The organism is Bradyrhizobium ingae (assembly GCF_055791185.1).
In genome coordinates this window covers 22613-48945 of record NZ_JBVUBB010000032.1, presented here as the reverse complement: position 1 = coordinate 48945, position 26333 = coordinate 22613, and the positions used below count along the sequence as shown (strand labels likewise).

The window sequence follows — 26333 nt, the reverse complement described above, 5'->3', positions numbered from 1 at the left end:
CGGCTCCTCAGTAACCCAGATAGGATTTGCGGATTTCTTCGTTGTTCGCGATGTCCTTGGCATTGCCGGACATCACGATGCGGCCGGTCTCGATCACATAGGCCTGGTCGGCGAGCTCGAGCGCGAGCTGGGCGTTCTGCTCGACCACCAGGATCGACACCTTGTCCTCGCGGTTGATCTTGCCGAGAATGCCGAACAGGTCGCGCACGACGAGTGGCGCCAGGCCGAAGGAGGGCTCGTCGAGCAGCATCAGCCGCGGCCGCAGCATCAGTGCGCGGGCGACCGCGAGCATCTGCTGCTCGCCGCCGGAAAGCGTGCCGGCCTGCTGGGTATGCCGCTGCTTCAGCACCGGAAAATGCGCATACATGCGCTCGATGTCCGAGACGATGCCGGCATTGTCCTTGCGGGTGATGGCCCCGAGCTGGAGATTTTCCTCCACCGTCATGGTGGTGAAGGTGCCGCGGCCCTGCGGCACATGGGCGATACCGAACCGCACGATGCTTTCAGTGGAGCGATTGTTCAGCGGCTTGCCGTCGAACTCGATGCCACCGGTGGAACGCACCATGTTGCAGATCGCGCGCAGCGTCGTGGTCTTGCCGGCGCCGTTGGCGCCCAGCAGTGTCGTCAGCGAGCCCTCGTTGAGCGAGAAGGTGAGGCCGTGGAGCGCCTGGACCTGGCCGTAATAGGCGCGCAGGTCCTTGACGTTGAGCAGAACAGTCATTGGTCCTTGCTCCCGAGATAAGCCTTGATGACGTCGGGATCAGCCTGCACCTGGGCGGGCGTGCCTTCCGCGAGCTTCTTGCCGAAATTCAGCGCAACGACGTGGTTGGCGATCGACATCACGAGGCCCATGTGGTGCTCGACCAGCAGCACCGTCATGCCGCGCTCGTCGCGGATGCGGCGGATGAGGTCGCCGAGGACATAGACTTCTTCGTGGTTGAGACCGCCGGCGGGCTCGTCCAGCAGCAGGATCTTCGGATCCGCTGCCAGCGCCCGCGCCAGCTCGACGCGCTTCTGCGTGCCGAAGGGCAGGCCGGAGACGGTGGTGTGGGCGACGTCCTCGAGGTCGAGATAGGCGAGGATCTCGTGCACCTTCTTGTTCACGCTGCTCTCGCCGCGGCGAATCCAGGCGAGGCGCAGCGAGTCGCTGATGATGTCGCTGGAGGTGCGGGCATGCGTGCCGACGCGCACATTGTCCATCACCGAGAGGTTCGGAAACAGCGCCACGTTCTGGAAGGTGCGGCCGATGCCGATCTCGGCGATCCGGTGCGGCGGACGCGTCAGGATGCTCGCGCCTTCCATCAGGATGTCGCCGGACGAGGGCTGGTAGAGGCGGGAGAGGCAATTGAACAGCGTGGTCTTGCCGGCGCCGTTGGGGCCGATCAAGCCGAGGATCTGTCCCTTGTGCATGTCAAAGGACACACCGTTGAGCGCGACGATGCCGCCGAAAGCGACCGTCACGCCTCGGACCGAGAGCAAAGCCCCTTGATCCTCCATTTGCCTTACTTGGATCATACACTTCCCCACAACGCCGGTGCACCGGCACTCTCTTCAGACCGGGAGACTTTCGGACTTCAGCAACCCGGCGAGCCGCCCACGAATCGTCACTTTGGCGTCAGCAACGATCCGCTCGATCAGGCGCTGGCACGTGGGGATGTCGTGAATGAGCCCCTGTACCTGCCCTGCCCAGATCAACCCGGCGTCAAGGTCACCGGTCTCGAGCGCAACGCGTCCCTTCGCCCCCGTGACCAACGGCCGGACATCATCGAAGGCGGCTTCGGGCACACTCGATATCTCAACGACCTTGTCGGACACGCTGTTCTTGGCGACCCGGCCCGTATTCCGAAATTTGCGGAAGATAAGGTTCGTTGCCCGCTCGTCGTTCTGAACCAGAAACTGTTTCACTGCTTCGTGTATCGGCGCCTCGACCGTGGCGCAGAAGCGCGTGCCCATATTGATACCGTCAGCCCCGAGAGCCAGGGCGGCTGCGAGACCACGACCATCGCCGAAACCACCACTGGCCAGCATCGGAACGGAGATCTTGTCTGCCGCAGCGGGGATCAATACGAGCCCAGGGATGTCATCCTCTCCGGGGTGGCCAGCGCACTCAAAGCCATCGATCGACACGACGTCGACACCCATCTTCTCCGCGGATAGGGCGTGTCGAACCGACGTGCACTTGTGAACGACGATGATGCCATGTGACTTGAATTCATCCACGTGCTCTTGAGGCCGGGCACCGGCAGTCTCGACCACCTTGATCCCGCTTTCGATGATGGCCCTTCGATACTCGGCGTAAGGTGGGGGCGTGACCGAGGGAAGTATCGTCAGGTTGACCCCGAAAGGCTTGTCGGTCATCGATCGGCAGCGATCGATCTCTCTCCGCAGGTCGTCCGGGGTCGGCTGGGTCAAGGCCGTGATGATACCCAACCCGCCAGCGTTGGAGACCGCGCTGGCGAGCTCCGCTCGCCCGACCCACATCATGCCGCCCTGCATGACGGGGTGGCTGATACCGACGAGCTCCGTAAAGCGGGTTTGGAAGGTCATCCCAAAGCCTCAACGATGGTCACGTTGGCGATGCCGCCGCCCTCACACATCGTCTGAAGGCCATATCGCTTGCCCCGAGCCTTCAGAGCGTGAACCAGAGTTGACAGGAGCTTTGTACCCGAGGCGCCGAGCGGGTGACCGAGCGCAATCGCGCCGCCGTTGACATTCAGCTTGGCAGGATCGGCCTCGATCGCCTGAAGCCACGCGAGGGGCACCGGCGCGAAGGCTTCGTTGACTTCGTAGAGATCGATATCGTCAATTTTCATTCCGGCCTTCGCAAGAGCTCGACGGGTCGCGTTGATCGGCTCCTCGAGCATGATGACGGGATCGCCGGCCGTTACCGTGAGGCCAACGATGCGGGCGATCGGCTTCAGATTGTGCTCCTTGAGAGCCTTTTCGCTGACGACCAGTGCTGCGGAGGCACCATCGCAGATTTGGCTTGCATTGGCGGCGCTAACGACACCGCCCTCCTTCAGAAGCTTCACCGATCCGATCGACTCCAGAGAGGCGTCAAATCGAATTCCTTCGTCCACGGTGTGCTCACCGCCCTCGATCTTGAGTGGAACGATCTCATTCTTGAAGGCTCCGGATTTCGCTGCCTCTGCGGCGCGCCGATGGCTTTCGAGAGCGAACCGATCCAAGGTCAGCCGATCAAACCCGTATTTCTTTGCGATCATTTCGGCGCCCTCAAACTGGCTGAAGGATTCCACGCCGAACCGCTTCTGAATGCGGTCGCTGATGGGACCGGTCCCAATGCCTTCTTTCTGGTGCAAGGAAACGTTCGAGAACATCGGCACGCGGGTCATGCTCTCCGCGCCAGCGGCGATCACGACGTCTTGCGTGCCGGACATCACTGCCTGGGCGGCAAACTGCACCGCCTGCTGCGAGCTCCCGCATTGCCGGTCGATCGTCACGGCCGGAACGGATCCCGGGAGCTTGGAGGCCAGCACCGCATTCCGTGCGAAGGCGAACGCCTGTTCGCCGGCCTGCGTCACGCAACCCAGGATCACGTCGTCGACAACGGCAGGATCGATCCCCGAGCGGTCAACGACCGCGTTGAGCGTTTCCGCCGCCAGATTGGCGGGATGCCAGCCAGCCAGCTTACCGTTGCGCCTGCCACCTGCCGTTCGTACAGCTTCGACGATATAGGCTTCAGCCATGGGACAATTCCTTTCATCCGTTTGAATTTCGACGAGCAACGAAAGCCGCTACGCGACGACGTGATTCTTCCGAGGCACCCAGCTGGGCAATATTCCACTTCTCCAGCTCAAGTTGCGTCTCCAACGCGTTTTCGTAGCTTTCGAGGAGAAGACGCCGAGCGGCGCCGAGCGCTTCCATCGGCTCAGCCGCAAGCTTCGCAGCGAGCTCGGCGCCGGAGGCAGGTAGCTGGTCGCCATCGACGATGCGCGTAACGAGACCAATTCGCTCTGCTTCCTCGCTCGACACGCGACGATTGGACAGCATGATCTCCTGAGCTCGTCTGAGGCCAACCACCCGCGGTAGCAGCCAGCTCATTCCTCCGTCCGGGCTGAGCCCCAGAGCGGAATAGGCCGGGCTGAAGTGAGCCGAGCGGGCTGCCAACGCGAAGTCTCCGATCATCGCGAGGCTCATGCCGGCTCCGGCTGCGGGTCCGTTCACGAGCGTGATCAGCGGCTTTCTCATGCGCATAAGACGCATGATTGCCGCGTGCAGTGTTTCCGCCAAATCCCTCAGGAACGCCGAGACGTCGCTGCCGGCTGCGGCAAAAGCGCTGACGTCCCCGCCCCCGCAAAAAAGCTTGCCGCGCCCGGTCAGAACAACGCACCGAATGTCATCGTCGTCGGCACAACGTTCGGCTGCCTGTAGCAGAGCGCGAGCCATGGCGGGATCGATCGTGTTGCCGTGGTCTGGTCGCGCCAGCGTCACGGTCGCGATCTTCTCGGTGCAGGAAAACTCAATCGGCGCGCTCATGGGAGGCTCTCCAGCGCGCGGACAGCCAACTCAGCCAGCTCAGGAAAAGTCTTGCCGCGTTCGATAGCCTGCGTGGACGAGGCTGTACCGCGCAATGCACGCCCGGCGATGCCGTGCATGATCGCCGCGAGTCGGAAGAAATTGAACGCGACGTAGAAGTTCCAATCCGGGATCGTTTCGCGTCCGGTCGCCCGACAATACCTCTTGATGTAATCCGCTTCGCCCGGAATGTTGAGAACCGCCAGATCGGCTCCCGCGAGGCCAGCGACGATATGGGGAGGCATGCGATACATCATCGCGTGGTAGGCGAAATCCGCCAGCGGATGTCCGAGCGTCGAAAGCTCCCAATCGAGTACGGCGATAATTCGAGGTTCTCGGGGATGAAAGATGAGATTGTCGCAGCGAAAGTCGCCATGGACGATTGCGACATGGTCACCTTGGGGAATGCGTTCCGGGAGCGCTTTGACGAGACGATCCAGGTTGGCGTCGCGTCCAGCCTCAGGATCTTCCTGATACTGCCGTGACCATCGACTAAGCTGCCGCGCGAAGTAGCTGCCCGGCTTTCCGTAGTCGCCCAGACCAATCGAAGCTGGGTTAATGGAGTGCAGCTGCGCGATGACGTCGCACATGGCGTAGAAGTAGGACGGACGATCTTCGCGGCTTACCTCGGGAAAGGTTGCGTCCCAGAAGATGCGGCCTTCGACGAGCTGCATCAGATAGAATTCGCTCCCGATGACGGACTTGTCGGCGCAATATCCGTAGATGCGCGCCACCGGAAACCCACCTTGCGACAGCGCGCTCTGAACGCGTGCCTCGCGATCAACCGCGTGCGCGCCAGATACCAGCAAACCCGGCGGCTTTCGCCGGAGGACGTAGACGCCGTCTGCCGACTGAACACGGTAGGTCGGGTTCGACTGACCTCCCTTGAATTTCGAGACGTTGAGAGGCCCTCGAAATCCATCGACGTTAGCCGTCATCCATCGCGACAAGGCGTTCTCGTCGAGACGATAGCCCTCGGAGGGTTCAGTCAGTCCGGAATTCGCCGCTTCGCCGAGAGCGCTCACGGGTTTGCCTTCTGCCAGTCGCGCTTGATCTTCTTTGCAAGCGACCATTTGTGCACCTCGGTGGGACCGTCATAGATTCGAAATGCACGAACCTCACGGAAGACCTGCTCGACGATGGTTTCGTTGGTGACGCCCGATCCACCCATCACCTGCACGCAGCGATCGGCCACCCGCATGAGCGCCTCGCTGACCGCAACTTTGGCCATCGAGCTCTCGTTCGTACCGAGCGATCCCGCATCGAGAACGCTCGCGCACCAGGCGATCATCAACTCGGCCTGCTTGAGATCGATGAGGTTGTCAGCAAGCATGAAGCCAACTCCCTCGTGATCAATCAGCGTCTTCCCGAAGGCTTGTCGACGGTTGGCGTATCTTGTCGCGATCTCGTTGGCGCGAATGCAAGCGCCCAGCCACCGCATGCAGTGGGACAACCTGGCCGGCGACAGGCGGATTTGCGCGTATTTGAAGCCCTCGCCGGGGTGTCCGAGCATTTGATCGGCCGGGATACGCAGATTTCGGATGGTCACGACAGCATGGCCCCCCGGCATCGAACTATCGATCGTGTTCGGCACATGGTCGATGGTGATCGCCGGATCGGGCAAATCGACGAGGAACATGCATGCGCCCTCCTCGGCCTTTGCCATCACGATGCCAACCTTGGCTCCGCGTGCCCCTGTGATGAACGCTTTGCGTCCATTCACGATCCACTGGTTGCCGTCCGGACGACAGGTCGTCGTCATCATCGACGGGTCCGATCCCGCTCCCCCCTCCTCGGCTGGTTCGGTCATGAAGAACGCGGACCGCGCTCTTCCCTCGACGAGCGGCTTTAGAAAACGCTCCTTGATCTCCGGCGAGCCGATTTTACCCAGAAGGTACATATTGCCTTCGTCGGGTGCCGCCGTATTGCATGCGAGCGGTCCAAGCGGCGATAAGCCCGTCTTGGCCAGGACGATCGCTGTCTCGCTCTGTGAGAGATGCGAACCGTCGGCCAGTATGTGCGGCGTCAATACGCCTGCCGTCCGCGCCAATTCACGCAGCTCGGTGACCAACTCGTCCATTGGACAGTCATGATGATCACGGCGAGGATCGCGCTCGAACGGAACGACGACGTCCCGAACGAAGCGCTCAACGCGATCCGCGATCTCTTGAGTACGCTCTGCGCCGATCCCGATCATTTGGGCGCCATGCGGATTGCGCCGTCGAGGCGGATGGTCTCGCCGTTCAGCATTGGATTGGCGACGATGGACTCGACCATCAGGGCAAATTCGGACGGATGACCGAGCCGGCTCGGAAATGGAACCTGCTTGCCCAGCGACTTTTGCGCTTCCTCAGGAAGCGACATCAGCAGAGGGGTCAGGAAGATGCCAGGGGCGATCGTCATCACCCGGATGCCGTAGCGCGCGAATTCACGGGCGAGAGGCAACGTCATGCCGACGATGCCGCCCTTGGATGCCGAATACGCAGCTTGGCCGATCTGGCCATCGAATGCGGCGACGCTCGCGGTGTTGATGATGACGCCTCGTTCTTCGTCGGCAATCTCGGCCGCGTGAAGGCGCGCGGCGAACTTCGACAGGACGTTGAAGCTGCCAATCAGATTGATGTTGATCGTTCTGGCGAAGTCGCGCAGCGGCAGCGCCTTGCCGTCTCGGCCGATAGCCTTGCCAGGCGGGCCCAGGCCGGCGCAGTTGACCAGGATGCGCGCTTTGCCGTCCAAGCGCTCCGCGGATTCGAGCGCCTGCTCGACGCCATCCTCGTCAGTCACATCGACTTTGACGAAGTGCCCACCGATAGCCTTAGCGTGCGCCTCCCCCAACTCGGAGTTGAGATCCAAGATCGTCACTTTGGCGCCGGCCGCCGCGAGTCGCTCGGCTGCAGCCCCCCCGAGACCGGATGCGCCGCCCGTGACGATCGCGGCAGTTCCCTTGATGTGCATGCTTATCTTTCCTGTCTTCGAGATTCAAACTTCGATTGCCATCGCGGTCGCTTCGCCGCCGCCGATGCAAAGGCTGGCCACGCCTCGCTTGAGACCGCGCGCCTTGAGCGCAGCGAGCAAGGTGACAATGATGCGCGCGCCGCTGGCGCCGATGGGATGGCCGAGGGCGGTCGCACCGCCATTGACGTTGAGTTTCTCAGCCGGAATGTCGAGTTCGCGTGCGGCGATCATCGCCACCACAGCAAACGCCTCATTGATCTCGTAGAGATCGACGTCTGCGGCAGACCACCCGGCCTTGGCGAGCACCTTCTGGATTGCGGGCACCGGGGCGGTTGTGAACAGAGCCGGCGCGTGGGCGTGAGCAGCATGCGCCCGGATCGTCGCGGCGATCGGGAGCCCCAATCTTTCGGCAGTGCTTCGCCGGGTCATCACCAGCGCGGCGGCTCCATCGGAAATGGACGACGCATTGGCAGGAGTGATCGTGCCGTCAGGAGCAAACGCCGGCTTGAGGAGAGGGATCTTCTCCGGCTTCGCCTTTCCGGGCTGCTCATCGATATCAATGACTGATCCGGTCTTGGTTGCTGCCGGCAGGGCCGCTATCTCGTCAGCGAATGCTCCGCCTGAAATTGCGGCCTTGGCCCGGTCCAGGGACCGGAGCGCATATTCGTCCTGCGCACTGCGACTGAACTGAAATTCGCGCGCAGCATCTTCCGCGAAGACGCCCATGGCCTTGCCCGGGGTGTACGCGTCCTCCAGTCCGTCCATCATCATCGTGTCGATGATACGGTCATGCCCGATGCGCGCGCCGCCGCGATGCTTCGGCAGCGCATACGGCACGTTCGTCATGCTTTCCATGCCGCCCGCGATGACAACGTCCGCGGAGCCGACCGCAATCGCGTCGTGAGCCAGGATCGCGGCTTGCATCCCGGAACCGCACATTTTGTTGACGGTCGTTGCCTGAGCGCTCAGAGACAACCCCGCCCCGAGAGCGGCTTGCCGAGCGGGAGCCTGACCAAGGGCCGCCGGCAATACGCAGCCCATGACCACTTGGTCTACATTTTCCGTCGCGACGCCAGCCCGTTCGACCGCCGCCTTCACTGCCGCAGCACCCAGCTCAGTGGCCTTGAAGCGAGCGAGCGATCCCTGGAACGACCCGATGGGCGTACGTGCGTAGCTCGCGATGACGACTGGATCGGACATGGACGCTCCTCGATGCACTTCGTTGCTGGTCACGTTGCGGCCGCGGTTTTCGCAAGATCGCGCGCAATGACCATTCGCTGAATGTCTGATGTGCCTTCGTAGATCTGGCAAACGCGCACATCGCGATAGATCTTGGCGACCGCAAAATCCTCCAGATAGCCGTAGCCGCCGAAGGTCTGTAGCGCGCCGGAAACCACCGCCTCGGCTGTTTCGGAGGCTACGAGCTTGGCCATCGACGCTTCCTTGAGACAAGGTAGAGCGGCGTCCTTCATCGCGGCCGCATGCAGCACGAGCTGATGAGCGGCCTCAAGTCTTGCGGCAAGATCCGCAAGACGAAATCCGACAGCCTGATGCGAGATGATTGGCGCTCCGAAACTCTTGCGCTCGCCTGCGTACCTCACCGCCGCGTCGAGAGCGGCGCGCGCCATTCCCACACATTGAGCCGCAATGCCGATGCGGCCGACTTCAAGATTGGAGAGCGCTATGGAGTAGCCCGCCCCCTCCGGCCCGAGCCGCAACCCCTCTTCGACGAAAACGTCATCGAACCGAAGGGCACAAGTGTCGGACGCCGCCTGCCCCAACTTGCGTTCGACTCTCTCGACGCCGTACCCGGGGCTGTCGGTACGAACCAGAAAAGCCGAGATCCCGCGCTTACCAGCGGCAGGATCGGTTACGGCGAAGACGATCGTAAGCCCGGCAGTACGTCCCGACGAAATGAACTGCTTCGCTCCGTTCAGCTTGTAGCCATCGCCCGCGCGAACGGCGCGCGTCCTCAACGCGGAGGCATCTGAGCCCGCCTCCGCCTCTGTTAGCGCGAATGCGCCGATCATCCGTCCAGAGATGAGCAGGGGCAGAAATTGCGCTTGCTGCGTCGGCGTACCGTCTTTCAACAATCCCGATACGATCAGACTGTTTTGAATGCTCAATATCGTCGAGAGGGCACCATCAGCCGCCGCGATTTCGATGAGTGAAGCCGCATAAGATACATAGTCCGCGCCAGCTCCGCCGACAGCCTCGGGAGCAGTCATTCCCATCAGACCGAGGCTCGCGAGCTCTTGAAAGAGCTCCTCCGGGTATCCTTTGGCTTCTTCGTACTCGCGAGCGTGGGAAGCAATTCGCTCCTGAGCAAACTTGCGCACCTCGTCGCGGATGGCGGCTTGAGTTTCATTCAGGATCACGAGGCGACCCTCATCGAATATTCGTCATCGCCGGGCACCGGACGAATGAGCGGGGCGCACTCAGAGCGAGGAAAGTATGCAATGAAGCACTTGAGTTCATTAACATTTTTGCCGATATACTCGGCTTCTCCCCCGTTGAATTTTCGCGTTTCTGGATTGGCGCTAAAAAGTGATATTGACGTCATATTACTGACGATCCCCGCCGTCAAGGCTTCACATCACGGGCGAGAGCCAGTCTCGGTTTTGAGACTATGAGGACAAGCGACTGCGTGGCTGTCTGGGCGTTCGCGAGAAGCGCAATGCGCCTCCTTGGGCAGCGACACGCGCGCGGTCGCATCGACGGAGTCACCATGTCCCTTCGCCTAGCAGCGGCAACGCGGTGGCCGGATCAATCGATGGCGCGGCGGCAATCCTGCGCGGTTAGCCCATGTCTACAAGTCGACACTCTTCTCTAGGCCGGTGGCGGCAACCAACTGCGAAAATGGTCATCGCCAGAAGTCTCCAAGACCCGCGGGCCTCGTTCAAGCGTCGTTAGTTGTAGGGAGGAGCCGCCTTCCGTCATTTAGCGAATTCTTCAGGTCGGGGAATCCGCAGCCAGTTCTCATGTTGCTCCACAGTTGCCAAAACCACCTCGATCGCGACTTTTACGGAATCCCTGTGGTCGTCGAGGCGACATGCTGCCGACGTCCACCAATGGATCGGATTATGCTGGAGGGAGCGCCACACGAGCTCTTTGGTGCCTGCATCGCCACGGCGCTTTAGGAACCGTGGCGTCGTAAACGTAACCGCTTGTTCCGTTCGGAGGAGAGCCGCGGTCATTCTGACGCCATGGAGAATTTTGGGCGGAGAGTATCCTCCCTCAGCGCACAACCTGAGCAGCTCATCATAGAGGCCCGGGGCGTAACGTCGCTCGAACTGCACCAAGGGATATGGGCTAAGATCATTTAGGAAAATCTTTGGCTGGGAACAAAGTGGATGCGCGGCATCCATCACAATCCCAAGGGATTGGCCAAGTGGGGGGGATACCCAAAACCCCCTATCATCGAACGGAAGCCGAAGGACGCCGATGTCGATGTCGCCTGCTCTCAGAAGGCTCTCCTGATCGGCTGTGCAGGCTTCCACAGGCTCAGCTTCGATCCGAAGTTGCTCAAGTCGGCGAACTAACTCTTCTATCACCGCCCGAGACGTTTCTGGCGGGAGAGCAATGCGCACCCGGCGCTTGCGACTTGGGGATTGAGACCGAGCTGCTCGCACGGCCGCGTCAAACGCCAGAATGGCGTCGCGAGCGTAAGGAACAAGTGCCTCGCCCGCTTGTGTCAGCTCGACTTTCTTGCTCGTCCGATCAAACAGTTTGACACCAATTTCCTCCTCCATGTCAGCAATGCGCTTGGACAGGGGAGGCTGGCTCATATGCAGTGCTCGTGCAGCCTTTGCGAAGCTCAGCGCCTCGGCCACCGCGAGAAAGTATCTGAAATGCCGGACATCCATTCTCTGCGATCCTCAAGCCGTGCGATCGATCGCTTTCGACCATGCCTGCGTATACCACGCATGTGCATAGAAGGCTTTTGCAGATCTGGACAGTCGTCACCCGCCGCCGTGCCAGCCATTCAATCGAGATAGGGCATGCCCGGCGTGAACGATGATGGGCGTGATGCGGGCGTTCGCTTCCTCGATAGACCATCGGGCTGTTGGGCAAGACACAGCCAAGGCGGCACAAGCGGTGCCATCCACATTAAGGATCGGCGCAGCGATAGACAGCCCACCCACGAACAGCGGCGGCTCGATAAGCGAAAAGCCACATAGGCGAACTTCTCCCAGTCTCCTGAGCAGTTCGTCATTGGACACCCATCGCGAACCGGTGCGAGAACGAATCTTCTCGATAATTTTCAGCTGCGCGATTTCGGGCATGTCTGCCACGAGAACCCATCCGGACGCAGACCCCTCGATAGGATACCGTGCACCGACAGGCACGGAGGCGCTAATAACTTGCGTACTCGGGACACCGGAAACGACGACGATCTCGGACCGATCCAAACGAGCGAGGGTCACCGTCTCATCGAACCGCTCGGCAATGTCGCGCAAAAATGGCTGAGCTAGTTCAATTAGGTTATCTGCTGCGATATATCGCGAACCTAGGCTGAGGCTCTTAGGCGCCAGACTCAGTCGCTTGGTCTCCTCTTCACGCTGCAGATAACCGAGCTCACTTAGCGTGTATACAATCCGCTGGATTGCGCTGCGCCCCAACCCTGTTTTGAGGCTCAGCTGCGCTATATTCATCGCGGGGCTGCGCGACCCAAAGGCCTCGAGGACGATGAAGCACTTCTCGATAGCTTCGACAAAGAGGCGGTCGTCTCGATAGTCCGTGAAACTACCGCTCGCTGAATTCTGCGAAGCCATGGTCTCACGCATCGTGGGTGCGGTCGAGCAAGATCGTATCGGAAGGGCTCCAGGTAGCCCAGACGTGGTCTCCTGATGCGAGCGTGGCGAGCGGTTTGTGGCTCGACAGCAACTTGACGCTCAAGGCGATATTACCGGCCGCGCGGAGCCGGACACGACTAACACCACCGATAAATTCAACGCCCTCCACGGTGCAAGCCAGCTTGTTATCGGCTGCGGTCTGGTCAGGGGTTGCCACGATTGAGATGCTCTCAGGACGCATCATCGCAAACGCTTGCTCGCCCGGCTTGAGAGTACAAGGCTGAGTGCTCCGAACCGAACCTGCTCCTTCGTCGAGTTCAACTTCAATGGTGGAACCTGATGAGGTTACTTTGCCCGGAAGAACGTTCGACTCGCCCAGGAATTCCGCAACAAACTTGCTGGTCGGCTGATAATAGAGTTCGCGAGCTTCTGAAAGCTGGGCAATCGAGCCGTTGTTCATGACGCAGATCCGATCGGAGAGCGCCATAGCTTCGTCCTGATCGTGCGTGACATACAGTGCGGTGATGCCAAGCTGCCTATGAAGTCGCTTGATCTCAAACTGCATGGCTTCACGCAAGCCCTTGTCCAGAGCACCAAGCGGTTCGTCCATCAAAATGACCGGCGGATCATAGACGAGGCAGCGAGCGATCGACACGCGTTGCTGCTGCCCGCCAGACAGTTGACTAGGTTTCCGATCAGTCAGTTGGTCGAGTCGGACAGTGGCCAGCACGGCCCGCACACGGTCAGCGATCTCATTCTTGGCCACACCCCGCACTTTCAACGGAAAGGCGACATTGTCGAAAACGGTCATATGCGGGATTAGCGCGTAATGCTGGAAGACCATGCCGAGGTTGCGTTCGCGTGACGGCAGGTGCGTGATGTCACGGCCGTCCAGCAGCACTCGCCCTGTTGAAGGCATTGCGGCGCCGGCAACGATGTTGAGGAGCGTGGTCTTACCGGATCCTGAGGGCCCAAGTAGGCTGACGAACTCTCCCTTTCGGATAACGAGATCGGTAGCCGCTAAGGCAGTCATATCGCCATATTGCTTGCTAACTCCATCAACCCGGAGTCGGACAGCTTCGGAATTCGCGGTGGCGTTCACGGATGAGCCCCTAGTGTGTTGGGTTTCGGTGGAGGAGCGCTGCGCCGAGGCATGCTGCTGCCGATACAATGGTCAGGAGAGTAGCAACCGCAGCCAGAACCGGTGACACTTCCCAATGAATTGCCGTGAACATCTTGACGGGTAAGGTGGTGGCCGAGGTGCCGCTCAGGAACCACGAGAGCACGACCTCATCGAAGGACATCAAGAATGCGAACAGAAAACTCACCAAGATGGTTGGCCGAAGTTGCGGAATAACGACATATCGCAGCACTTGCGACCGGTTGGCGCCCAAAACCTGCACAGCCAGTTCGATCCGCGCATCAAGCGCCTTCAATCCGGAACTAGCTGTTACGACTACGAACGGCAGGACATAGGCCGTGTGGGCGAGGATGATGCCTGTCTTCGTTCCCGACAGGCCGGCTCGCCCTAGATAGAGATAGACGCCCAGGGCGAGGACGATACTTGGGACAAGCAGCGGACTCATCAATATCAGCTGCACCGCCGAGCGGCCTCTTATCCATGCCCTTGCGAGCCCGAATGCTGCGGGCACGCCAACAATAAGAGCGATCAAGGAGCTGACAAGCGCAACTTCAATGCTCGTCCAGAGCGATGTCATCCAAATTTCATCAGCGAAGAACCGCCGAAAGAGTCCTAGTGACCAAGTTGCCGGGGGAAACTGTACCTCGGCGCTGTCGCCGAACGCGATCGGGATAACGATCAGAGTAGGTAGCAGCAGGAACATGTAGACCGCCCACGCCAGGCAAGAGCCAATTCGGCGCCAAAGGGTCGTAGCCAGATCAGAGACCATTGTATCCCCCTTAGAGAAGACTCTCGCCGCGTTTCGCCCGGAGCAGTGCGGTAATGAGCAAGCCAGAGAGACAGAGCAGGATGATCGAGATGGCAGACGCGGTTGGCCAGTCGAGAACTTCCCGGGTGTAAAAATCGATGAGGTTGGCGATCATCATATCCTGTCGCCCCCCCAGCAGGGCAGGGGTTACGAAAAAGCCTAGTGACAGCGTCAAGCTCATAAGCGTACCCGCCAGTAGACCAGGTAGGCTGGCGGGCAAGATCGCATTCCAGAAAATTCGAACTGGACCGGCGCCCATAACCGCCATGGCGCGCTCAATGCTCTGATTGCGTCCCAAAAGGCTCGCTAGAACCGGCAAGATGACAAACGGAACAAGGTAGTGGGTAAGGCCAATCATCACGCCCACTCGGTTGAATAGCATGGTGACGCCCGCCTCACTGCCGAAGATGGCTCGCAGCGTGCGATTGATCACGCCCTGGTCCCCAAGGAGGACGATAAAGGCGAAGCTCTTCACCAGGATGCTGGTCCAGAACGGAAGCATCACGAGTGCCATTAACAGGGCCCGTCTACGAGGAGGTTGGAGCGCCAGGTGGAACGCCGCAGGATAGGCAATCAGCACCGTCAAGGCGGTCGCCTGCAGGCTTATCGCAAGAGTGTTGCCTAAGACGCGCTGGAAAAGCGGCTCGCCGACAAGTGCGACGTAGTGCTGGGCCGACGGCGGGGTATCTAAGCTAAACGAGAGCGTGAATATCAGTGGAACAAGGAAGACACCCGCGAGAAGCAGCAGCGCGGGGGCCAAGTAGGCCCAGCCTTCTAGTGGCCGCAATGTGAAAGATGACATGCTTTTGAACCGTCCTGCCTGGTGAGCGGAGTGATCCGCCCACCAAATTTCAGTAGGGTGACTTTCAGTTGCTCAAATCAAAAGCCACTGCTTGAACCGAGCCTGCAGCTTGTCAAAATTCTCTCCCCACCACTCATCGTTCAGTATTGCAGAATTCGGGCCTTCCAGATTTGGGACCCACTTGCGGGAAGCATCGCTCATGAGGGGCACCGCCTTTTGATTGTTTGGCAGGAGACCGAGTTCGTCTGCAAAAGCCGCCTGTCGATCAGGACGCAAAATGAACGCGATGAACTGCATCGCTTCAGGTTTGTTGGGGCTCGCTTTGGGCACCGTCAGATAACTCACGCCCAGCAGCACTTGCTGCAGGGCGAAATCGATGGAAGCGCCCGATTCCTGCGCAACTTTGGCCCGATTGGAGTAGGTGTAGGAATAGTCGACCTCGCCGTTCTGGATCAACGAGATCGTTTGGGGCGTCTGCTCAACCCACTTCGTGACAATCGGCTTGATCGTGTCGAGCTTTCGGAACGCTCGCTCGACATCCAGGGGGTAGAGATCCTTCGGCGCTACGCCGTCGGCGATCAATGCGATTTCGAGCATCTCGGAAACTCGCGTCCGGAGCGCTCGCTTTCCGGGGAAAGCCTTCGCATCGAAAAATTCCTTGAAATTCGTGGGGTGCTTGCCTTCCGGGTGTGTTTTCGGGTTGAACGCGATGCCCCCCGCGAAGAAGTACATGCCGACGCGGTCTTCTGAGGCCGGAAGCTTGAGGTTGTCAGACTTGATGACGTCGCGGTCGAGAGCGGCCCAGAATCCCTGTTTCGTCCCGGCCAATGCTACTGCCCCAGACGCATCGAACACATCCCATTCAGAGCGGCCCATGATGGCTTGGGCCTTGAGCTTCGCTAGGTCCGGGCCATCCGCAACTGCGACATTGATGCCGGTTTCTTTGGTAAAGGGCGCGATCCAGTGCTTCTTCATCGCCTCAACCAGCGAGCCGCCCCAGCTCACGACCGTGATCGTTTTGGATTGAGCCAGGGCAGTACCGGTAATGGCAGGAGCGACTATCCCACCAATGCCGATGGCGCTGGCACCAGCAAGAATTTGGCGTCGATTCATACCGAGCTTGGACTTAGTCATCGCATTCCCCTCTTTTTTCTGGTTGTGACACTAGTGGTGGGTGACTACCGTAAGCGCGTGGCGCTTCCTTCGATTTTCCAGACTTCGGTACGGCTCTCGCTTGAAGCAGCGCCGTTCACCGCGACCCTGAAATCGACCTTGTCCGACAGAACCGCGATGATTGCCGGAAAGAGCTCACCGATTGCGTCGTGGATCTCGTCCGGAAATCCGTCCTGTAACGGCGCAAACTGCTGGCGTTCGATAAAGAACGAGCCATCTTTGCTACGGCTCTGATGCTCGATGCCCAAGTTGCTCAAGATGTCCGAAAGAAGCCTGGCCATAGCGGGTGCATCTTTTTCGGCGCAGCCGAACCGGCTGGCGATTTCGCGAGCGTACTGCGTTCCGATGCCCCTTGCAGCTTGCGCTACAAGGTAGGCGGCATAAGGCACGCCATACGATCGCACCAAGACCCCGACAGGTCCGGCGGTATAACCTTCAGCGTAGCGGCGCCTCGCCTTAGCTAGCCGTTCAAGAGGCCATTCTGCCTCGTTCAGTCGGGGCGCGATCGCCGGATCGAAACCCGGACTACGGTCCACCGTCTCGAACTTCAGAGCCTCATCGTATGTAATATCGTGATCGTATTCGATGAAATAGCCTTCATCGTAAGGGGCGCCATGCTGGTAAAGCTTGGTGCATACATACCCCAGACGCGGACAACCGAGCCAGGTACCGTTGTTCTGGTGCCAAGCACGGAACGCCCCAATCTGCGTCGAGGCCGGGATGGCGAGCAGCCCCGAGCCGGGGTACGCCCACGCCGGCGCGAGATAGCGGATCCAAGCTTTCTTCGGGCCTTCGTCGGCGTACTCCATATCAACCGCGCCAACTGCGCAATTCGACAGGTAGTGATACTTGGCAGCGGCGATCGCGGGCGGATCATTGTCGATGCCGAGCTTCTTGAGACCAGCGATGAAGTGCTTGGCACCGTGTGAGCGCATGAAATTGAACTTGAGGTCAGCAACACCTGACTCGCCCTTTTCCCTCATGGTGACCAGTTGCAATCCGGCGTACATGCGGGACCAGAGATAGGTGCTAAATTCGACGCTCGACAGATCGGTAGGCATGATTGGGTAATCTCCAATGGGGGACCGTTCGGGCAACGCTTGGAAACGCCGTCCGGGGGGAACTTCGCTCGGGGTATTCGTGGCTCGGCGCCTCGCGGCGCGGGTTGTGTCCAGCTTCAGCTATCAGCCTTCGGCCAATTTCTTTCGGTAACGGCGGCGTTCGAAAAAGCGCTCGATCTCCTTTTGCGGCGCACCGACGTTGAACGCTTGCTCATAGACTTCCATGGCCATGGCGATCGCCTTTCGATAGCGATCTTCGTCAAGCAAAGTATTGGCGCGTTTTGACAGGCTGTAAGCGACTTGAGGCTGCTTGGACAGCCGCTCCGCTGCTCTCAAAGCAGCGCTAAACACGCCTTCTTGCGCTACTATCTCATGCACGAATCCGAGGCTGCGGGCTTCTTCGGCGTTCATCAAGCGGCCTTGCAGAGAGAGCTCGATAGCGCGCCGCCCCACTCGCTCCCACATCAGCCACGTCCCGAATATACTCGGCAGGCCGGAATTGATTTCCGTCTGGCCCATCGTTACGCCGGCGTGCGTAACGACGAGATCGCAGAACTGGGTGACCTGGAAACCGGAACCGGCTGCGACGCCATTCACCGCAGCGATAAATGGCTTTGGAAATTGTCTGACGGCATCGTAACAGCGGGTCAGGCGTCCAAGCCACGAGCCGATTTCCGACCCATCTTTGAATGCTTGTAGCTCCCAAAGATCTTGACCTGAACAGAATGCCTTGTCGCCTGCGCCGGTCAGGATCGCCGCCATGATGCCTGGATCGCCCCCCGCTGCCGTAAGATGGTCTGCCAGTTGATCTCGAACGTCAGACGTCCACGCGTTGTATCGACTGAGGCGGTTGATCTTCAGGATCAAGACCCCCTCACGAACCTCGCTCAAGAGCTCGTCGGAGTTTGGCTGGTTTTGGGGAGCTTCCGACATGACCCGGCTCCCTCAGACGTTCCGGACGGGCTTAAACCCGGCCTTCTCGGCGTCCCAAGCCGCGTTCAAATCAACGACGATATCGTTCTTTTTGATGCGCTGAGTCGGGCCCCGCGGGAACTCATCGACGAATTGAATGTAGCGGGGAATTTGGTAGTACGCGAGGCGCTCGCTGCAGAACTGCGCGATAGTCAGCGGGTCCGCCTCAGCCCCGTCCTTGGCTTTCACAACCGCCAAGATATCCTGCTCTCCCATGGGCGATGCTACGCCCAAAACCGCGGACTCTTCAACGTTCGGAGCGGCATTGAGCACCCGCTCAACCTCCCATGCCGAGACATTTTCTCCCCGCCGGCGCAAGGCATCCTTCTTACGGCCCTTGAAGTAGAAATTGCCATCTTGATCAGTGGACGCTGTGTCACCCGTATAGACGCAGCCATCGGCTCGGAGCACCTCCGCCGTCTTCTCGGGATCGCCAAAATACCCCAGCATGGTGATACCGGGCATCTTAGGCTTCAGCACAATTTCGCCGACGACGCCTGGTCCGACGCGGTCCCCGTGGTCATCAACCAACCAGCTGTCAAACTCTTCTACAGGTGTGCCAATGGAGCCGAGGACATCCCGCATGTTGATGTGGGTGAAATTCTGGCCTTCGCTAAGGCCATAACCCTCGCGGACGATCAGCCCGAACCGTTCTTCGAACTGACGCCAGGTGTCTTTCGGGCAAGCGGCGCCCCAAGCAATCGACACGGTGTTATTACGCTCGCCCTCAGTCACGGGCTGCGATAGGAGGATATTGATCAGACCGCCCAGATAGTGAAATTTTGTAGCCTTTGCGTCGGCGATCTGGTCCCAGAGTTTGGAGGCACTTAATCGCTCGACCATATAGATGCTCAGGCCATGATGAAGCGCCATCATGACGGTCATCCAAGCTGCCACATGGTAGAAGGGCTCCCACAGGAAGAAAACATCATCCCGGTTGGCTTCGGACAATACGCCTGCGTTTTTTGCGCCGATCCAATAAAATCGGTCCGACAACATTGCGCCTTTGGGCGCACCGGTCGTACCGGAGGTGTAGTTAATCGCAAGAAGATCGTCGAGCGATCGCGAAACGGGGGTCACCGTCGACCGGCTAGCGCGGAGGAGATCGTTGAGACTGTGTTCGGAATCTCGGTTATCGCCATCCTCGAACCAGATCAGGATGGGAGCTTTGGGGACCGTTGCGAAAGCCGCACGTACCGCATCCGTTTGAGCGCGATTGGCCACAAAAGCGGATGGCTTTGCACTCGAAACCTGGAGCTCGATGCCTGCGCTCTTGAGGTGAACGCTGAATGGCACTGCCGCAGCACCAATCCAGGAGGCCGCCAGATAGAGGGCAATGTGCTCGACGGAAGAGGTCAGCATAAAGCCGACCCGATCGCCACGTTTCACACCAGCCTCTTGGAGCGCGCCTGCCATTTCCTGGACTTTGGCGAGCAGGCTGCGAAACGTCGTTTGCTGCCCCTTGAATTTGCAGAAGACGCGATCGCCTGAGTCTTTTGCACGCGCGAGGAGAAGCTGGGGGATCGTCTGCATCGAGCGCATCTCTAGGTTCGCGGCGCTTCAGTTCGGCCGAGTTGAGCGATTGTGTAGCGATTGCCGTTGATCGGCCAATACCAATTGCACCTCGATTGATATCGTTTTGGAATTGATAGCGCCGCGCTTAGAATTTGGGACTGACGCGTCGCGGAAGCCGAAAGCTTAGCCTCGGAAGGCGCCCAGACCTGCTCACCATAGTGGATCGCCGCGTCCACATCCGTAGCTTCGTAATCGAAAGGTTGGGAGCGCGAAGCCATACCGATAACGGCGTCGGGCTGCAGAGCTAAGAATGTTTCAACAAACCATCATGACAAATCTCAACGTGAAGCATGAGGCTGCACGGTTACTGGATAAGCTTGGCGCGGCCCGCTCAGCCTGGACGGATGGCGACATGGCGTCTTTCGGCCCGGTGACCGGAGAAGAGGTCAGGAAGCTCAAGACAATCACCGCGACCGCCAGCGCCGCTGCCATAAACGCTGACAAGGCATTGAAAGCCTGGCGACTGTGCCGCCGGAGAAAGGTCCAGCGTCACTTGATCAACGGTCAGGTGCTGTCTCCGCGAGCAGCCACTCCCGGAATGCGGCGAGCGGCGGGTACTTCGCCCGTTCGGAAGGCCAGACGAGGTAATATCGTTCGGGACTTTCCATAGGCAGGTTGATGGCTCGGACCAGCTTGCGGCTCGCAAGCTCATCCTGGATGAGGAAGGTCGGCAGCAGCGCCACGCCAAGACCGGCGATCGCTGCCTGGGCTGCGGTGGCAAACTGGTCGAACACCATGCCCTGAGCTGTCCTGCCCGGCACATCGTGAAGCGATGACCACCGGTCCCACGCGTGAAAACGAGTTGAGATGCTCAGCAGCGGGGCCTTTCGAAGATCGCCCGCAACACGGAAGCCATATTGTCTCTTCAGCCCGGGACTGCACGCAGGGACAACTTGTTCAGATCGCAAGAGAGCCATCTCGGCCCCGGGCCACTCCGGTTGACCGAAGTGAATCGCAGCGTCCAGGGACTCGGCCCGGAAATCGAAATAGGACAATCGAGTCGTAAGATTGATCGTGATCCCAGGATTTTCCGCCAAAAACCCGGGCAGGCGCGGCGCGAGCCAGCGGGTGCCGAATGTCGGCAAGATGGCGAGATTGAAAGTCCCTCCCCGCGGGTTGGCGTGGAGGTTGAATGAGGCCGTGCTGATCTTATGGAGCGCATCGCGAACTTCGCTCGCATAGGACTCGCCAACAGTAGTCAGCCGAACGGTCTGGCGCTCACGGATAAAAAGCTCGACTTCGAGCTGTCCTTCCAGGATTTTGATCTGCCTGCTCACGGCGCTTTGGGTCAGTCGAAGCTCGCGCGCGGCGAGCGTCATGCTGCCGGTCCGCGCGGTGGCTTCAAACGCCGCTAGGACGGCGGTGGAGGGAAGGAAGCGACGAGGTGTTTGCGGGTCCATGCCCACTCATTCCAATTCAGAATTATCTTCTGAGCAAACATCATTTGAATTGGCCACACAAGCAAGGTCTAATCGCCGGTATCATGACGAATTTACATGATACCAGGATCAGGCCAACGATGACGGTCTATCCACCCTCAACGGAGATTTAGATGCCAGCGCTGCGCGCGGACGCAGACGAGATCCGCACCCTCTTCTCCCGTGCCATGTCGGACATGTATCGGGCCGAAGTGCCGCAATACGGCACTCTGATGGAGCTCGTCGACGACACCAATCGGGAAACGCTGCGACAGCACGAGCAGCTGCGTTCGAGCCTCGAACGAGGCGATGAACTCGATCGGCTGAACATCGAGCGTCACGGCGCCATTCGCCTGGGGCGCGCCGACGAATTGTTCAACATGCGTCGCGTCCTTGCGGTGATGGGGATGCATCCGGTCGGCTACTACGACCTGTCGGTGGCCGGCGTGCCCGTTCATGCCACGGCGTTTCGGCCGATCGACGACGCCGCGCTCCGGCGCAATCCGTTCCGGGTCTTCACCTCGCTGCTCCGCCTCGACCTGATCGAGGACCACACTCTTCGCGCCGAGGCCGAGCGAATCCTGGGTGAACGCCGCATCTTCACACCGCGCGCGCTCGAGCTCGTGGGGATTTTCGAGACGAAGGGGCACTTGACCGTCGCGCAGGCGGAGGAGTTTGTGCGGGAAGCGCTCGATACCTTCCGTTGGCATACCGAAGCGACAGTTAGCTTCGAAGTCTACGGGAAGCTGCATGAGGCCCATCGACTGATCGCTGACGTCGTGAGCTTCAGAGGCCCGCACATCAACCATCTGACGCCGCGCACGCTGGACATCGATGCTGTCCAGGCCAAGATGCCACGACGCGGCATTGCGCCGAAGGTGGTCATCGAAGGGCCGCCGCGCCGCGACTGCCCGATCCTGCTGCGGCAGACCAGCTTCAAGGCCCTCGAAGAACCGATCCTTTTCAGGCAGGCGGATGCGACAAGCGTAGCTGGGACGCATACGGCCCGCTTCGGCGAGATCGAGCAACGCGGTGCTGCCCTCACGCCCAAAGGCCGCGAGCTCTACGACCGATTGCTCGTCTCCGTACGACAGGCAGGTGCCGCCGCACGCGACTACCACACCGAACTGGCCGAGCGGTTCAAAGCCTTTCCGGACGATTGGTCGGAACTTCGCTCGCAAGGGCTCGCCTTCTTCCGCTATTCGGCGACACGAGCGGGCATCGAGGCATGCAAGAGGCATGCTCCGCCATCCAGCCTCGATGATTTGGCGACTGCGGGCTTTCTGCGCTACGATCCGATCGTCTACGAGGATTTCCTCCCTGTCAGCGCGGCCGGAATCTTCCAGTCGAATCTCGGCACCGACCAGCAGCAGAACTACGCCGCGCGTTCCAACCGGGCTGCGTTCGAAACCGCCCTCGGAGCCAAGGTGCACGACGAAATGAAGCTGTATGCCCAGGCGGAAAGGGATTCTCTGGAAGAGGCTTTGGTCCAGCTCGGGTCACCGCAGCTCGCACGCCGGCCGATGGCCTGATCGAATCGTCGTTCAACCGTTCAAGAGAAACCGCCATGACCACCACCACCCAGACTCCAGCACGCGCCATCAAATCACTGGCGAGCGAGGCAGACGCGCTCCTGAGCGCACTCGGCGTCAAGCGCGGCCGTTACACCGGCGGCAGACTGATCGCACGATCGCCGATCACCGGCGAGATCACGGGTCACGTTAACGAGATCGGTGCCGGCGACGCACACGTGGCCATCGACAAGGCGCACGAGGCTTTCCTCGAATGGCGGCTGGTACCCGCTCCGAAACGTGGTGAACTCGTCCGCCTCCTTGGCGAGGAGTTGCGCGCCAACAAGCAGGCGCTCGGCAGGCTCGTATCGATCGAGGCCGGCAAGATCGCCTCCGAGGGCCTCGGCGAGGTCCAGGAAATGATCGACATCTGCGACTTCGCAGTCGGCCTGTCGCGCCAGCTTTATGGCCTGACCATCGCAACCGAGCGCAGCGAGCACCGGATGATGGAAAGCTGGCATCCGCTCGGCGTCACCGGGATCATCTCGGCGTTCAACTTCCCTGTTGCGGTATGGTCCTGGAACGCGGCGCTGGGGCTGATTTGCGGCAACAGTATCGTCTGGAAGCCGTCCGAGAAGACGCCGCTGACAGCGCTTGCGACGGAAGCGCTGTTCGATCGCGCGCTCGCGCGCTTCAAGGTGGAAGGCGGCAAGGCACCGGAGGCGCTGTCCGCTGTCCTCTTCGGCGGTCGCGAGACCGGTGAAATCCTCGTCGATCACGCCAAGGTCCCGCTGGTGTCTGCGACCGGCTCGACGGCCATGGGGCACATCGTCGGACCACGCCTTGCAAAACGCTTTGCGCGCGCGATCCTTGAGCTCGGCGGCAACAACGCCGCAATCGTCGCACCGTCCGCAGATCTCGACCTGACGCTGCGCGGCGTCGCGTTTGCCGCCATGGGCACGGCAGGCCAGCGCTGCACGACGCTGCGGCGCCTCTTCGTCCACGACAGCATCTACGACACATTTCTGTCGCGGCTAAAGCGCGCCTATGAGTCCGTGACTATCGGCGATCCGCTCAAGGACGGCACCCTGGTCGGTCCTCTGATCGACGCGGCAGCCTTCGCCACGATGCAGAAAGCGCTGAGCGAGGCCCGCGCCGCGGGCGGCAAGGTGTTCGGCGGCGAGCGCGTTCTCTCCGACGGTGCCGATGAGGCGTATTATGTCCGCCCTGCGCTGGTCGAGATCGCAGGCCAGGTCGGTCCTGTCGTGCACGAGACCTTCGCACCCATTCTCTACGTGATCAAATATCGGGATTTCGATGCGGTGCTCGACGTGCATAACGCAGTCCCGCAAGGGCTCTCCTCCTCGATCTTCACTAATGATTTGCGAGAAGCGGAAGCTTTCCTGTCGGTGCGGGGCTCCGACTGCGGCATTGCCAATGTCAATATCGGCCCATCCGGCGCCGAGATCGGCGGCGCCTTCGGGGGCGAGAAGGAAACTGGCGGTGGACGCGAGTCGGGCTCGGATGCCTGGAAAGCCTACATGCGCCGCGCGACCAATACGGTCAATTTCGGCCGGACATTGCGGCTCGCTCAGGGCGTCAAGTTCGACGTGGCGTAAAGAGCAGATATATGACCGCGCCCCTCCCCAGTTCGGCGTCATTCCGCCCCGCCCATCGCCTCTCCTCGATCGGCGTGTCGGAGATCCTGAAGATCAGCGGCCTCGCTGCGGAGATGAGGCGACAGGGCCGGGACATCATCATCCTCGGCGCAGGCGAGCCTGATTTCGACACGCCGGACTCGATCAAGGATGCAGCCGAGCGCGCGATGCGCGCCGGCGCGACCAAGTACACCGCATTGGATGGCGCGCCGGAACTCAAGGCCGCCATTCGTGCGAAGTTCAAGCGCGACAATGGGCTCGAATTCGCGCAGGACGAGATCACCGCGTCAGCCGGCGCCAAGCAGGTGCTCTTCAACGCCATGATGGCCACCATCAACCCCGGCGACGAGGTCATCATCCCGACGCCATTCTGGGTGACGTATGCCGACATCGTCGCGATCGCCGGCGGCACGCCGGTGCTGGTGCAATGTTCCGAGACCAATGGCTTTCGGCTGACGGCCGACGACCTCGAGCGCGCCATTACGATTCGCACGCGATGGGTCATGCTAAACTCGCCGTCGAATCCATCCGGCGCGGCCTATTCGGAGGCCGATTATCGGCCGATCCTCGACGTCCTCCTCGCCCACCCGCAGGTCTGGCTGATGGTGGATGATATCTACGAGCACATCGTCTATGACGGCTTTCGCTTCGCAACGCCTGCGGCCATCGAGCCGGCGCTGCGCAACCGGACGCTGACCGTCAACGGTGTCTCGAAGGCTTACGCAATGACCGGCTGGCGCATCGGCTATGGTGGCGGCCCCAGCGCGCTGATCCGTGCCATGGCCGTCGTCCAGAGCCAGTCGACCTCCTGCCCTTCCTCGGTTAGCCAGGCCGCAGCCATAGAAGCGTTGAATGGCCCGCAGGATTTTGTCCGCGATTGCTGCCGGTCGTTCCAGGAGCGGCGCGATCTTGTGGTCGGCGCGCTGAACAGGATCGACGGTATCACCTGCCGCGTGCCCGAGGGCGCTTTCTACACATTTGCAAGCTGTGCCGGCATGATCGGCAAGATCACTCCTGACGGGCGAACGCTGGAGAACGACAGGGACTTTGTCGAGTATCTGCTGCGCGGCGCCGGCGTTGCGGTGGTGCCCGGTTCTGCTTTCGGGCTTGCCCCCTATTTCAGGATTTCCTACGCGACGTCTTTAGCTGAGCTGGAGGACGCATGCCAGCGCATTGCGCACGCAACCGCTAGACTTTCGCGAGACTGCAAGGAAGACGCGAAGCGCAGAAAATTGCGACCTCATTGAATGGTGTGCTCATCCTGGTCGTATCTCGCGACCAACGCGGATACACAATAGCCCCGAAACATATGGTCGTGGCAGGCCAGTATAGTCCTTCGGCAAGGCGGCCAGGCCCTCGGCCGAAGGACTATTCTGGGTGCTGAGCAACTCCTGGCCGGCTTGCTGCTTGTTACCGGTTTGCAGTGCGTGGGCGAGTCCTCCAGCGAAGCGAGGGCCGACACCGCGCCGAGACCGATCAGGATCTTGTGCGAGAGGCAGGTGAAAGGTGGCCGCTCGCCGCGGAGCCGAAGATCCGGCGGCGCGACGGGTGGGATGTCGCTTTAACGTTCGTCTTCGCCACCTATCGCCATGCGCGTCGCCTTCCGTCGGTGCGGACAATCCGCACGCGCCGCTCGCCAGCAGCGGCAACGTGGCGCCCGGATCAATCGATGGCGCGGCGGCAATCTTGCGCGGTTACGCTGCCTTGGTCGCGTATTGCTCTCGTGCTCGGCTCAATTGTCAGCCGGTAGGCAACTAACTTGCTACCGTCGAAAACTTCCAGGGAGGAATCGCAGACCGGACAGCGGTACTCGCCTATTTCGCCCGGCTGTGACGATAGTTCAAGACGACGAAAACCAGCGCCGCACTCAGAACAAACGACGTCGCTCTTTTTCATGACACACCGGCCTCACGCTGAGAGATGATAG

Annotated in this window: 23 protein-coding genes; 3 read left to right on the top strand and 20 right to left on the bottom strand. The window is 60.4% G+C overall.

Translation table 11 applies throughout. The features are described 5' to 3' along the window. Window positions 1-7 precede the first annotated feature (7 nt). The 20 genes from ACV1FX_RS32120 to ACV1FX_RS32025 form a co-directional block, all read right to left on the bottom strand. Window positions 8-721: an ABC transporter ATP-binding protein gene (locus tag ACV1FX_RS32120; RefSeq protein ID WP_298875186.1), complete on the bottom strand. Its 714-nt coding sequence runs from the start codon at window positions 719-721 to the stop codon at window positions 8-10. Beyond that, window positions 718-1515 (bottom strand): ABC transporter ATP-binding protein, encoded by a 798-nt coding sequence (locus ACV1FX_RS32115; protein ID WP_473121550.1) that lies wholly within the window; start codon window positions 1513-1515, stop codon window positions 718-720. Before ACV1FX_RS32115 ends, ACV1FX_RS32120 begins: the two co-directional genes overlap by 4 nt. Window positions 1516-1551: 36 nt before the next feature. Further along, the gene (locus ACV1FX_RS32110) at window positions 1552-2547 is read right to left on the bottom strand and encodes an NAD(P)H-dependent flavin oxidoreductase (protein WP_473121549.1); all 996 of its coding nucleotides are present in this window, start codon (window positions 2545-2547) and stop codon (window positions 1552-1554) included. Beyond that, window positions 2544-3707 carry an acetyl-CoA C-acetyltransferase gene (locus tag ACV1FX_RS32105; RefSeq protein WP_473121548.1) on the bottom strand — a complete coding sequence of 388 codons (1164 nt, stop codon included), beginning with the start codon at window positions 3705-3707 and terminating at the stop codon, window positions 2544-2546. Before ACV1FX_RS32105 ends, ACV1FX_RS32110 begins: the two co-directional genes overlap by 4 nt. 13 nt (window positions 3708-3720) lie before the next feature. Further along, window positions 3721-4497 (bottom strand): enoyl-CoA hydratase/isomerase family protein, encoded by a 777-nt coding sequence (locus ACV1FX_RS32100; RefSeq protein ID WP_473121547.1) that lies wholly within the window; start codon window positions 4495-4497, stop codon window positions 3721-3723. After that, window positions 4494-5561 (bottom strand): phosphotransferase family protein, encoded by a 1068-nt coding sequence (locus ACV1FX_RS32095; RefSeq protein ID WP_473121546.1) that lies wholly within the window; start codon window positions 5559-5561, stop codon window positions 4494-4496. Before ACV1FX_RS32095 ends, ACV1FX_RS32100 begins: the two co-directional genes overlap by 4 nt. After that, the gene (locus tag ACV1FX_RS32090; protein WP_473121545.1) at window positions 5558-6733 is read right to left on the bottom strand and encodes an acyl-CoA dehydrogenase family protein; all 1176 of its coding nucleotides are present in this window, start codon (window positions 6731-6733) and stop codon (window positions 5558-5560) included. The genes ACV1FX_RS32095 and ACV1FX_RS32090 overlap by 4 nt, the downstream gene beginning before the upstream one ends. Beyond that, the gene (locus ACV1FX_RS32085; RefSeq protein WP_473121544.1) at window positions 6730-7491 is read right to left on the bottom strand and encodes an SDR family NAD(P)-dependent oxidoreductase; all 762 of its coding nucleotides are present in this window, start codon (window positions 7489-7491) and stop codon (window positions 6730-6732) included. The genes ACV1FX_RS32090 and ACV1FX_RS32085 overlap by 4 nt, the downstream gene beginning before the upstream one ends. A gap of 24 nt (window positions 7492-7515) precedes the next feature. Beyond that, entirely contained in the window at window positions 7516-8691 is a 1176-nt protein-coding gene (locus tag ACV1FX_RS32080) for an acetyl-CoA C-acyltransferase (RefSeq protein WP_473121543.1), read from the bottom strand. A 29-nt stretch (window positions 8692-8720) separates the two neighbouring features. Further along, a complete protein-coding gene (locus ACV1FX_RS32075; RefSeq protein WP_473121542.1) occupies window positions 8721-9869 on the bottom strand; it encodes an acyl-CoA dehydrogenase family protein in 1149 nt (382 codons plus the stop codon). A 558-nt stretch (window positions 9870-10427) separates the two neighbouring features. Further along, window positions 10428-11357 (bottom strand): LysR family transcriptional regulator, encoded by a 930-nt coding sequence (locus ACV1FX_RS32070; protein WP_473121541.1) that lies wholly within the window; start codon window positions 11355-11357, stop codon window positions 10428-10430. 96 nt (window positions 11358-11453) lie between these two features. Beyond that, window positions 11454-12266, bottom strand: coding sequence for an IclR family transcriptional regulator (locus ACV1FX_RS32065; RefSeq protein WP_473121540.1), 813 nt, complete (start codon window positions 12264-12266; stop codon window positions 11454-11456). A gap of 4 nt (window positions 12267-12270) precedes the next feature. Further along, on the bottom strand, window positions 12271-13389 hold the full coding sequence (locus ACV1FX_RS32060; protein WP_473121539.1) for an ABC transporter ATP-binding protein: 1119 nt from the start codon (window positions 13387-13389) through the stop codon (window positions 12271-12273). Window positions 13390-13399: 10 nt separating this feature from the next. Continuing rightward, complete coding sequence (locus tag ACV1FX_RS32055; RefSeq protein WP_473121538.1) at window positions 13400-14131, bottom strand: ABC transporter permease; 732 nt, start codon at window positions 14129-14131, stop codon at window positions 13400-13402. A 76-nt stretch (window positions 14132-14207) separates the two neighbouring features. Then, the gene (locus ACV1FX_RS32050) at window positions 14208-15038 is read right to left on the bottom strand and encodes an ABC transporter permease (RefSeq protein WP_473121537.1); all 831 of its coding nucleotides are present in this window, start codon (window positions 15036-15038) and stop codon (window positions 14208-14210) included. 72 nt (window positions 15039-15110) lie between these two features. Continuing rightward, window positions 15111-16172, bottom strand: coding sequence for an ABC transporter substrate-binding protein (locus ACV1FX_RS32045; RefSeq protein WP_473121536.1), 1062 nt, complete (start codon window positions 16170-16172; stop codon window positions 15111-15113). Between the two features lie 44 nt (window positions 16173-16216). Next, the gene (locus ACV1FX_RS32040) at window positions 16217-17272 is read right to left on the bottom strand and encodes a hypothetical protein (protein WP_473121535.1); all 1056 of its coding nucleotides are present in this window, start codon (window positions 17270-17272) and stop codon (window positions 16217-16219) included. A gap of 123 nt (window positions 17273-17395) precedes the next feature. Beyond that, entirely contained in the window at window positions 17396-18205 is an 810-nt protein-coding gene (locus tag ACV1FX_RS32035; protein WP_473121534.1) for an enoyl-CoA hydratase/isomerase family protein, read from the bottom strand. Between the two features lie 12 nt (window positions 18206-18217). Then, window positions 18218-19777, bottom strand: coding sequence for an AMP-binding protein (locus ACV1FX_RS32030; RefSeq protein WP_473121533.1), 1560 nt, complete (start codon window positions 19775-19777; stop codon window positions 18218-18220). A 539-nt stretch (window positions 19778-20316) separates the two neighbouring features. Beyond that, window positions 20317-21219 carry a LysR family transcriptional regulator gene (locus ACV1FX_RS32025; RefSeq protein WP_473121532.1) on the bottom strand — a complete coding sequence of 301 codons (903 nt, stop codon included), beginning with the start codon at window positions 21217-21219 and terminating at the stop codon, window positions 20317-20319. Between the two features lie 152 nt (window positions 21220-21371). On the opposite strand from ACV1FX_RS32025, the gene hglS reads away from it, so the two are divergent. Genes hglS through ACV1FX_RS32010 form a run of 3 tightly spaced genes read left to right on the top strand, consistent with a single transcriptional unit; the run spans window position 21372 to window position 25653 of the window. After that, window positions 21372-22769, top strand: coding sequence for a 2-oxoadipate dioxygenase/decarboxylase HglS (gene hglS, locus ACV1FX_RS32020; protein WP_473121531.1), 1398 nt, complete (start codon window positions 21372-21374; stop codon window positions 22767-22769). Between the two features lie 35 nt (window positions 22770-22804). Further along, entirely contained in the window at window positions 22805-24367 is a 1563-nt protein-coding gene (gene amaB / locus ACV1FX_RS32015; protein WP_473121530.1) for an L-piperidine-6-carboxylate dehydrogenase, read from the top strand. Window positions 24368-24378: 11 nt separating this feature from the next. Next, the gene (locus ACV1FX_RS32010) at window positions 24379-25653 is read left to right on the top strand and encodes a pyridoxal phosphate-dependent aminotransferase (protein ID WP_473121529.1); all 1275 of its coding nucleotides are present in this window, start codon (window positions 24379-24381) and stop codon (window positions 25651-25653) included. Window positions 25654-26333 lie beyond the last annotated feature (680 nt).

Excerpts from the sequence above, each read along its gene's own strand:
- ACV1FX_RS32120 (WP_298875186.1), bottom strand. The coding sequence starts at position 721 with ATGACTGTTCTGCTCAACGTCAAGGACCTGCGCGCCTATTACGGCCAG.
- ACV1FX_RS32115 (WP_473121550.1), bottom strand. The coding sequence starts at position 1,515 with ATGATCCAAGTAAGGCAAATGGAGGATCAAGGGGCTTTGCTCTCGGTC.
- ACV1FX_RS32110 (WP_473121549.1), bottom strand. The coding sequence starts at position 2,547 with ATGACCTTCCAAACCCGCTTTACGGAGCTCGTCGGTATCAGCCACCCC.
- ACV1FX_RS32105 (WP_473121548.1), bottom strand. The coding sequence starts at position 3,707 with ATGGCTGAAGCCTATATCGTCGAAGCTGTACGAACGGCAGGTGGCAGG.
- ACV1FX_RS32100 (WP_473121547.1), bottom strand. The coding sequence starts at position 4,497 with ATGAGCGCGCCGATTGAGTTTTCCTGCACCGAGAAGATCGCGACCGTG.
- ACV1FX_RS32090 (WP_473121545.1), bottom strand. The coding sequence starts at position 6,733 with ATGATCGGGATCGGCGCAGAGCGTACTCAAGAGATCGCGGATCGCGTT.
- ACV1FX_RS32085 (WP_473121544.1), bottom strand. The coding sequence starts at position 7,491 with ATGCACATCAAGGGAACTGCCGCGATCGTCACGGGCGGCGCATCCGGT.
- ACV1FX_RS32080 (WP_473121543.1), bottom strand. The coding sequence starts at position 8,691 with ATGTCCGATCCAGTCGTCATCGCGAGCTACGCACGTACGCCCATCGGG.
- ACV1FX_RS32070 (WP_473121541.1), bottom strand. The coding sequence starts at position 11,357 with ATGGATGTCCGGCATTTCAGATACTTTCTCGCGGTGGCCGAGGCGCTG.
- ACV1FX_RS32065 (WP_473121540.1), bottom strand. The coding sequence starts at position 12,266 with ATGGCTTCGCAGAATTCAGCGAGCGGTAGTTTCACGGACTATCGAGAC.
- ACV1FX_RS32055 (WP_473121538.1), bottom strand. The coding sequence starts at position 14,131 with ATGTTCCTGCTGCTACCTACTCTGATCGTTATCCCGATCGCGTTCGGC.
- ACV1FX_RS32050 (WP_473121537.1), bottom strand. The coding sequence starts at position 15,038 with ATGTCATCTTTCACATTGCGGCCACTAGAAGGCTGGGCCTACTTGGCC.
- ACV1FX_RS32045 (WP_473121536.1), bottom strand. The coding sequence starts at position 16,172 with ATGACTAAGTCCAAGCTCGGTATGAATCGACGCCAAATTCTTGCTGGT.
- ACV1FX_RS32040 (WP_473121535.1), bottom strand. The coding sequence starts at position 17,272 with ATGCCTACCGATCTGTCGAGCGTCGAATTTAGCACCTATCTCTGGTCC.
- ACV1FX_RS32035 (WP_473121534.1), bottom strand. The coding sequence starts at position 18,205 with ATGTCGGAAGCTCCCCAAAACCAGCCAAACTCCGACGAGCTCTTGAGC.
- ACV1FX_RS32030 (WP_473121533.1), bottom strand. The coding sequence starts at position 19,777 with ATGCAGACGATCCCCCAGCTTCTCCTCGCGCGTGCAAAAGACTCAGGC.
- ACV1FX_RS32025 (WP_473121532.1), bottom strand. The coding sequence starts at position 21,219 with ATGGACCCGCAAACACCTCGTCGCTTCCTTCCCTCCACCGCCGTCCTA.
- hglS (WP_473121531.1), top strand. The coding sequence starts at position 21,372 with ATGCCAGCGCTGCGCGCGGACGCAGACGAGATCCGCACCCTCTTCTCC.
- amaB (WP_473121530.1), top strand. The coding sequence starts at position 22,805 with ATGACCACCACCACCCAGACTCCAGCACGCGCCATCAAATCACTGGCG.
- ACV1FX_RS32010 (WP_473121529.1), top strand. The coding sequence starts at position 24,379 with ATGACCGCGCCCCTCCCCAGTTCGGCGTCATTCCGCCCCGCCCATCGC.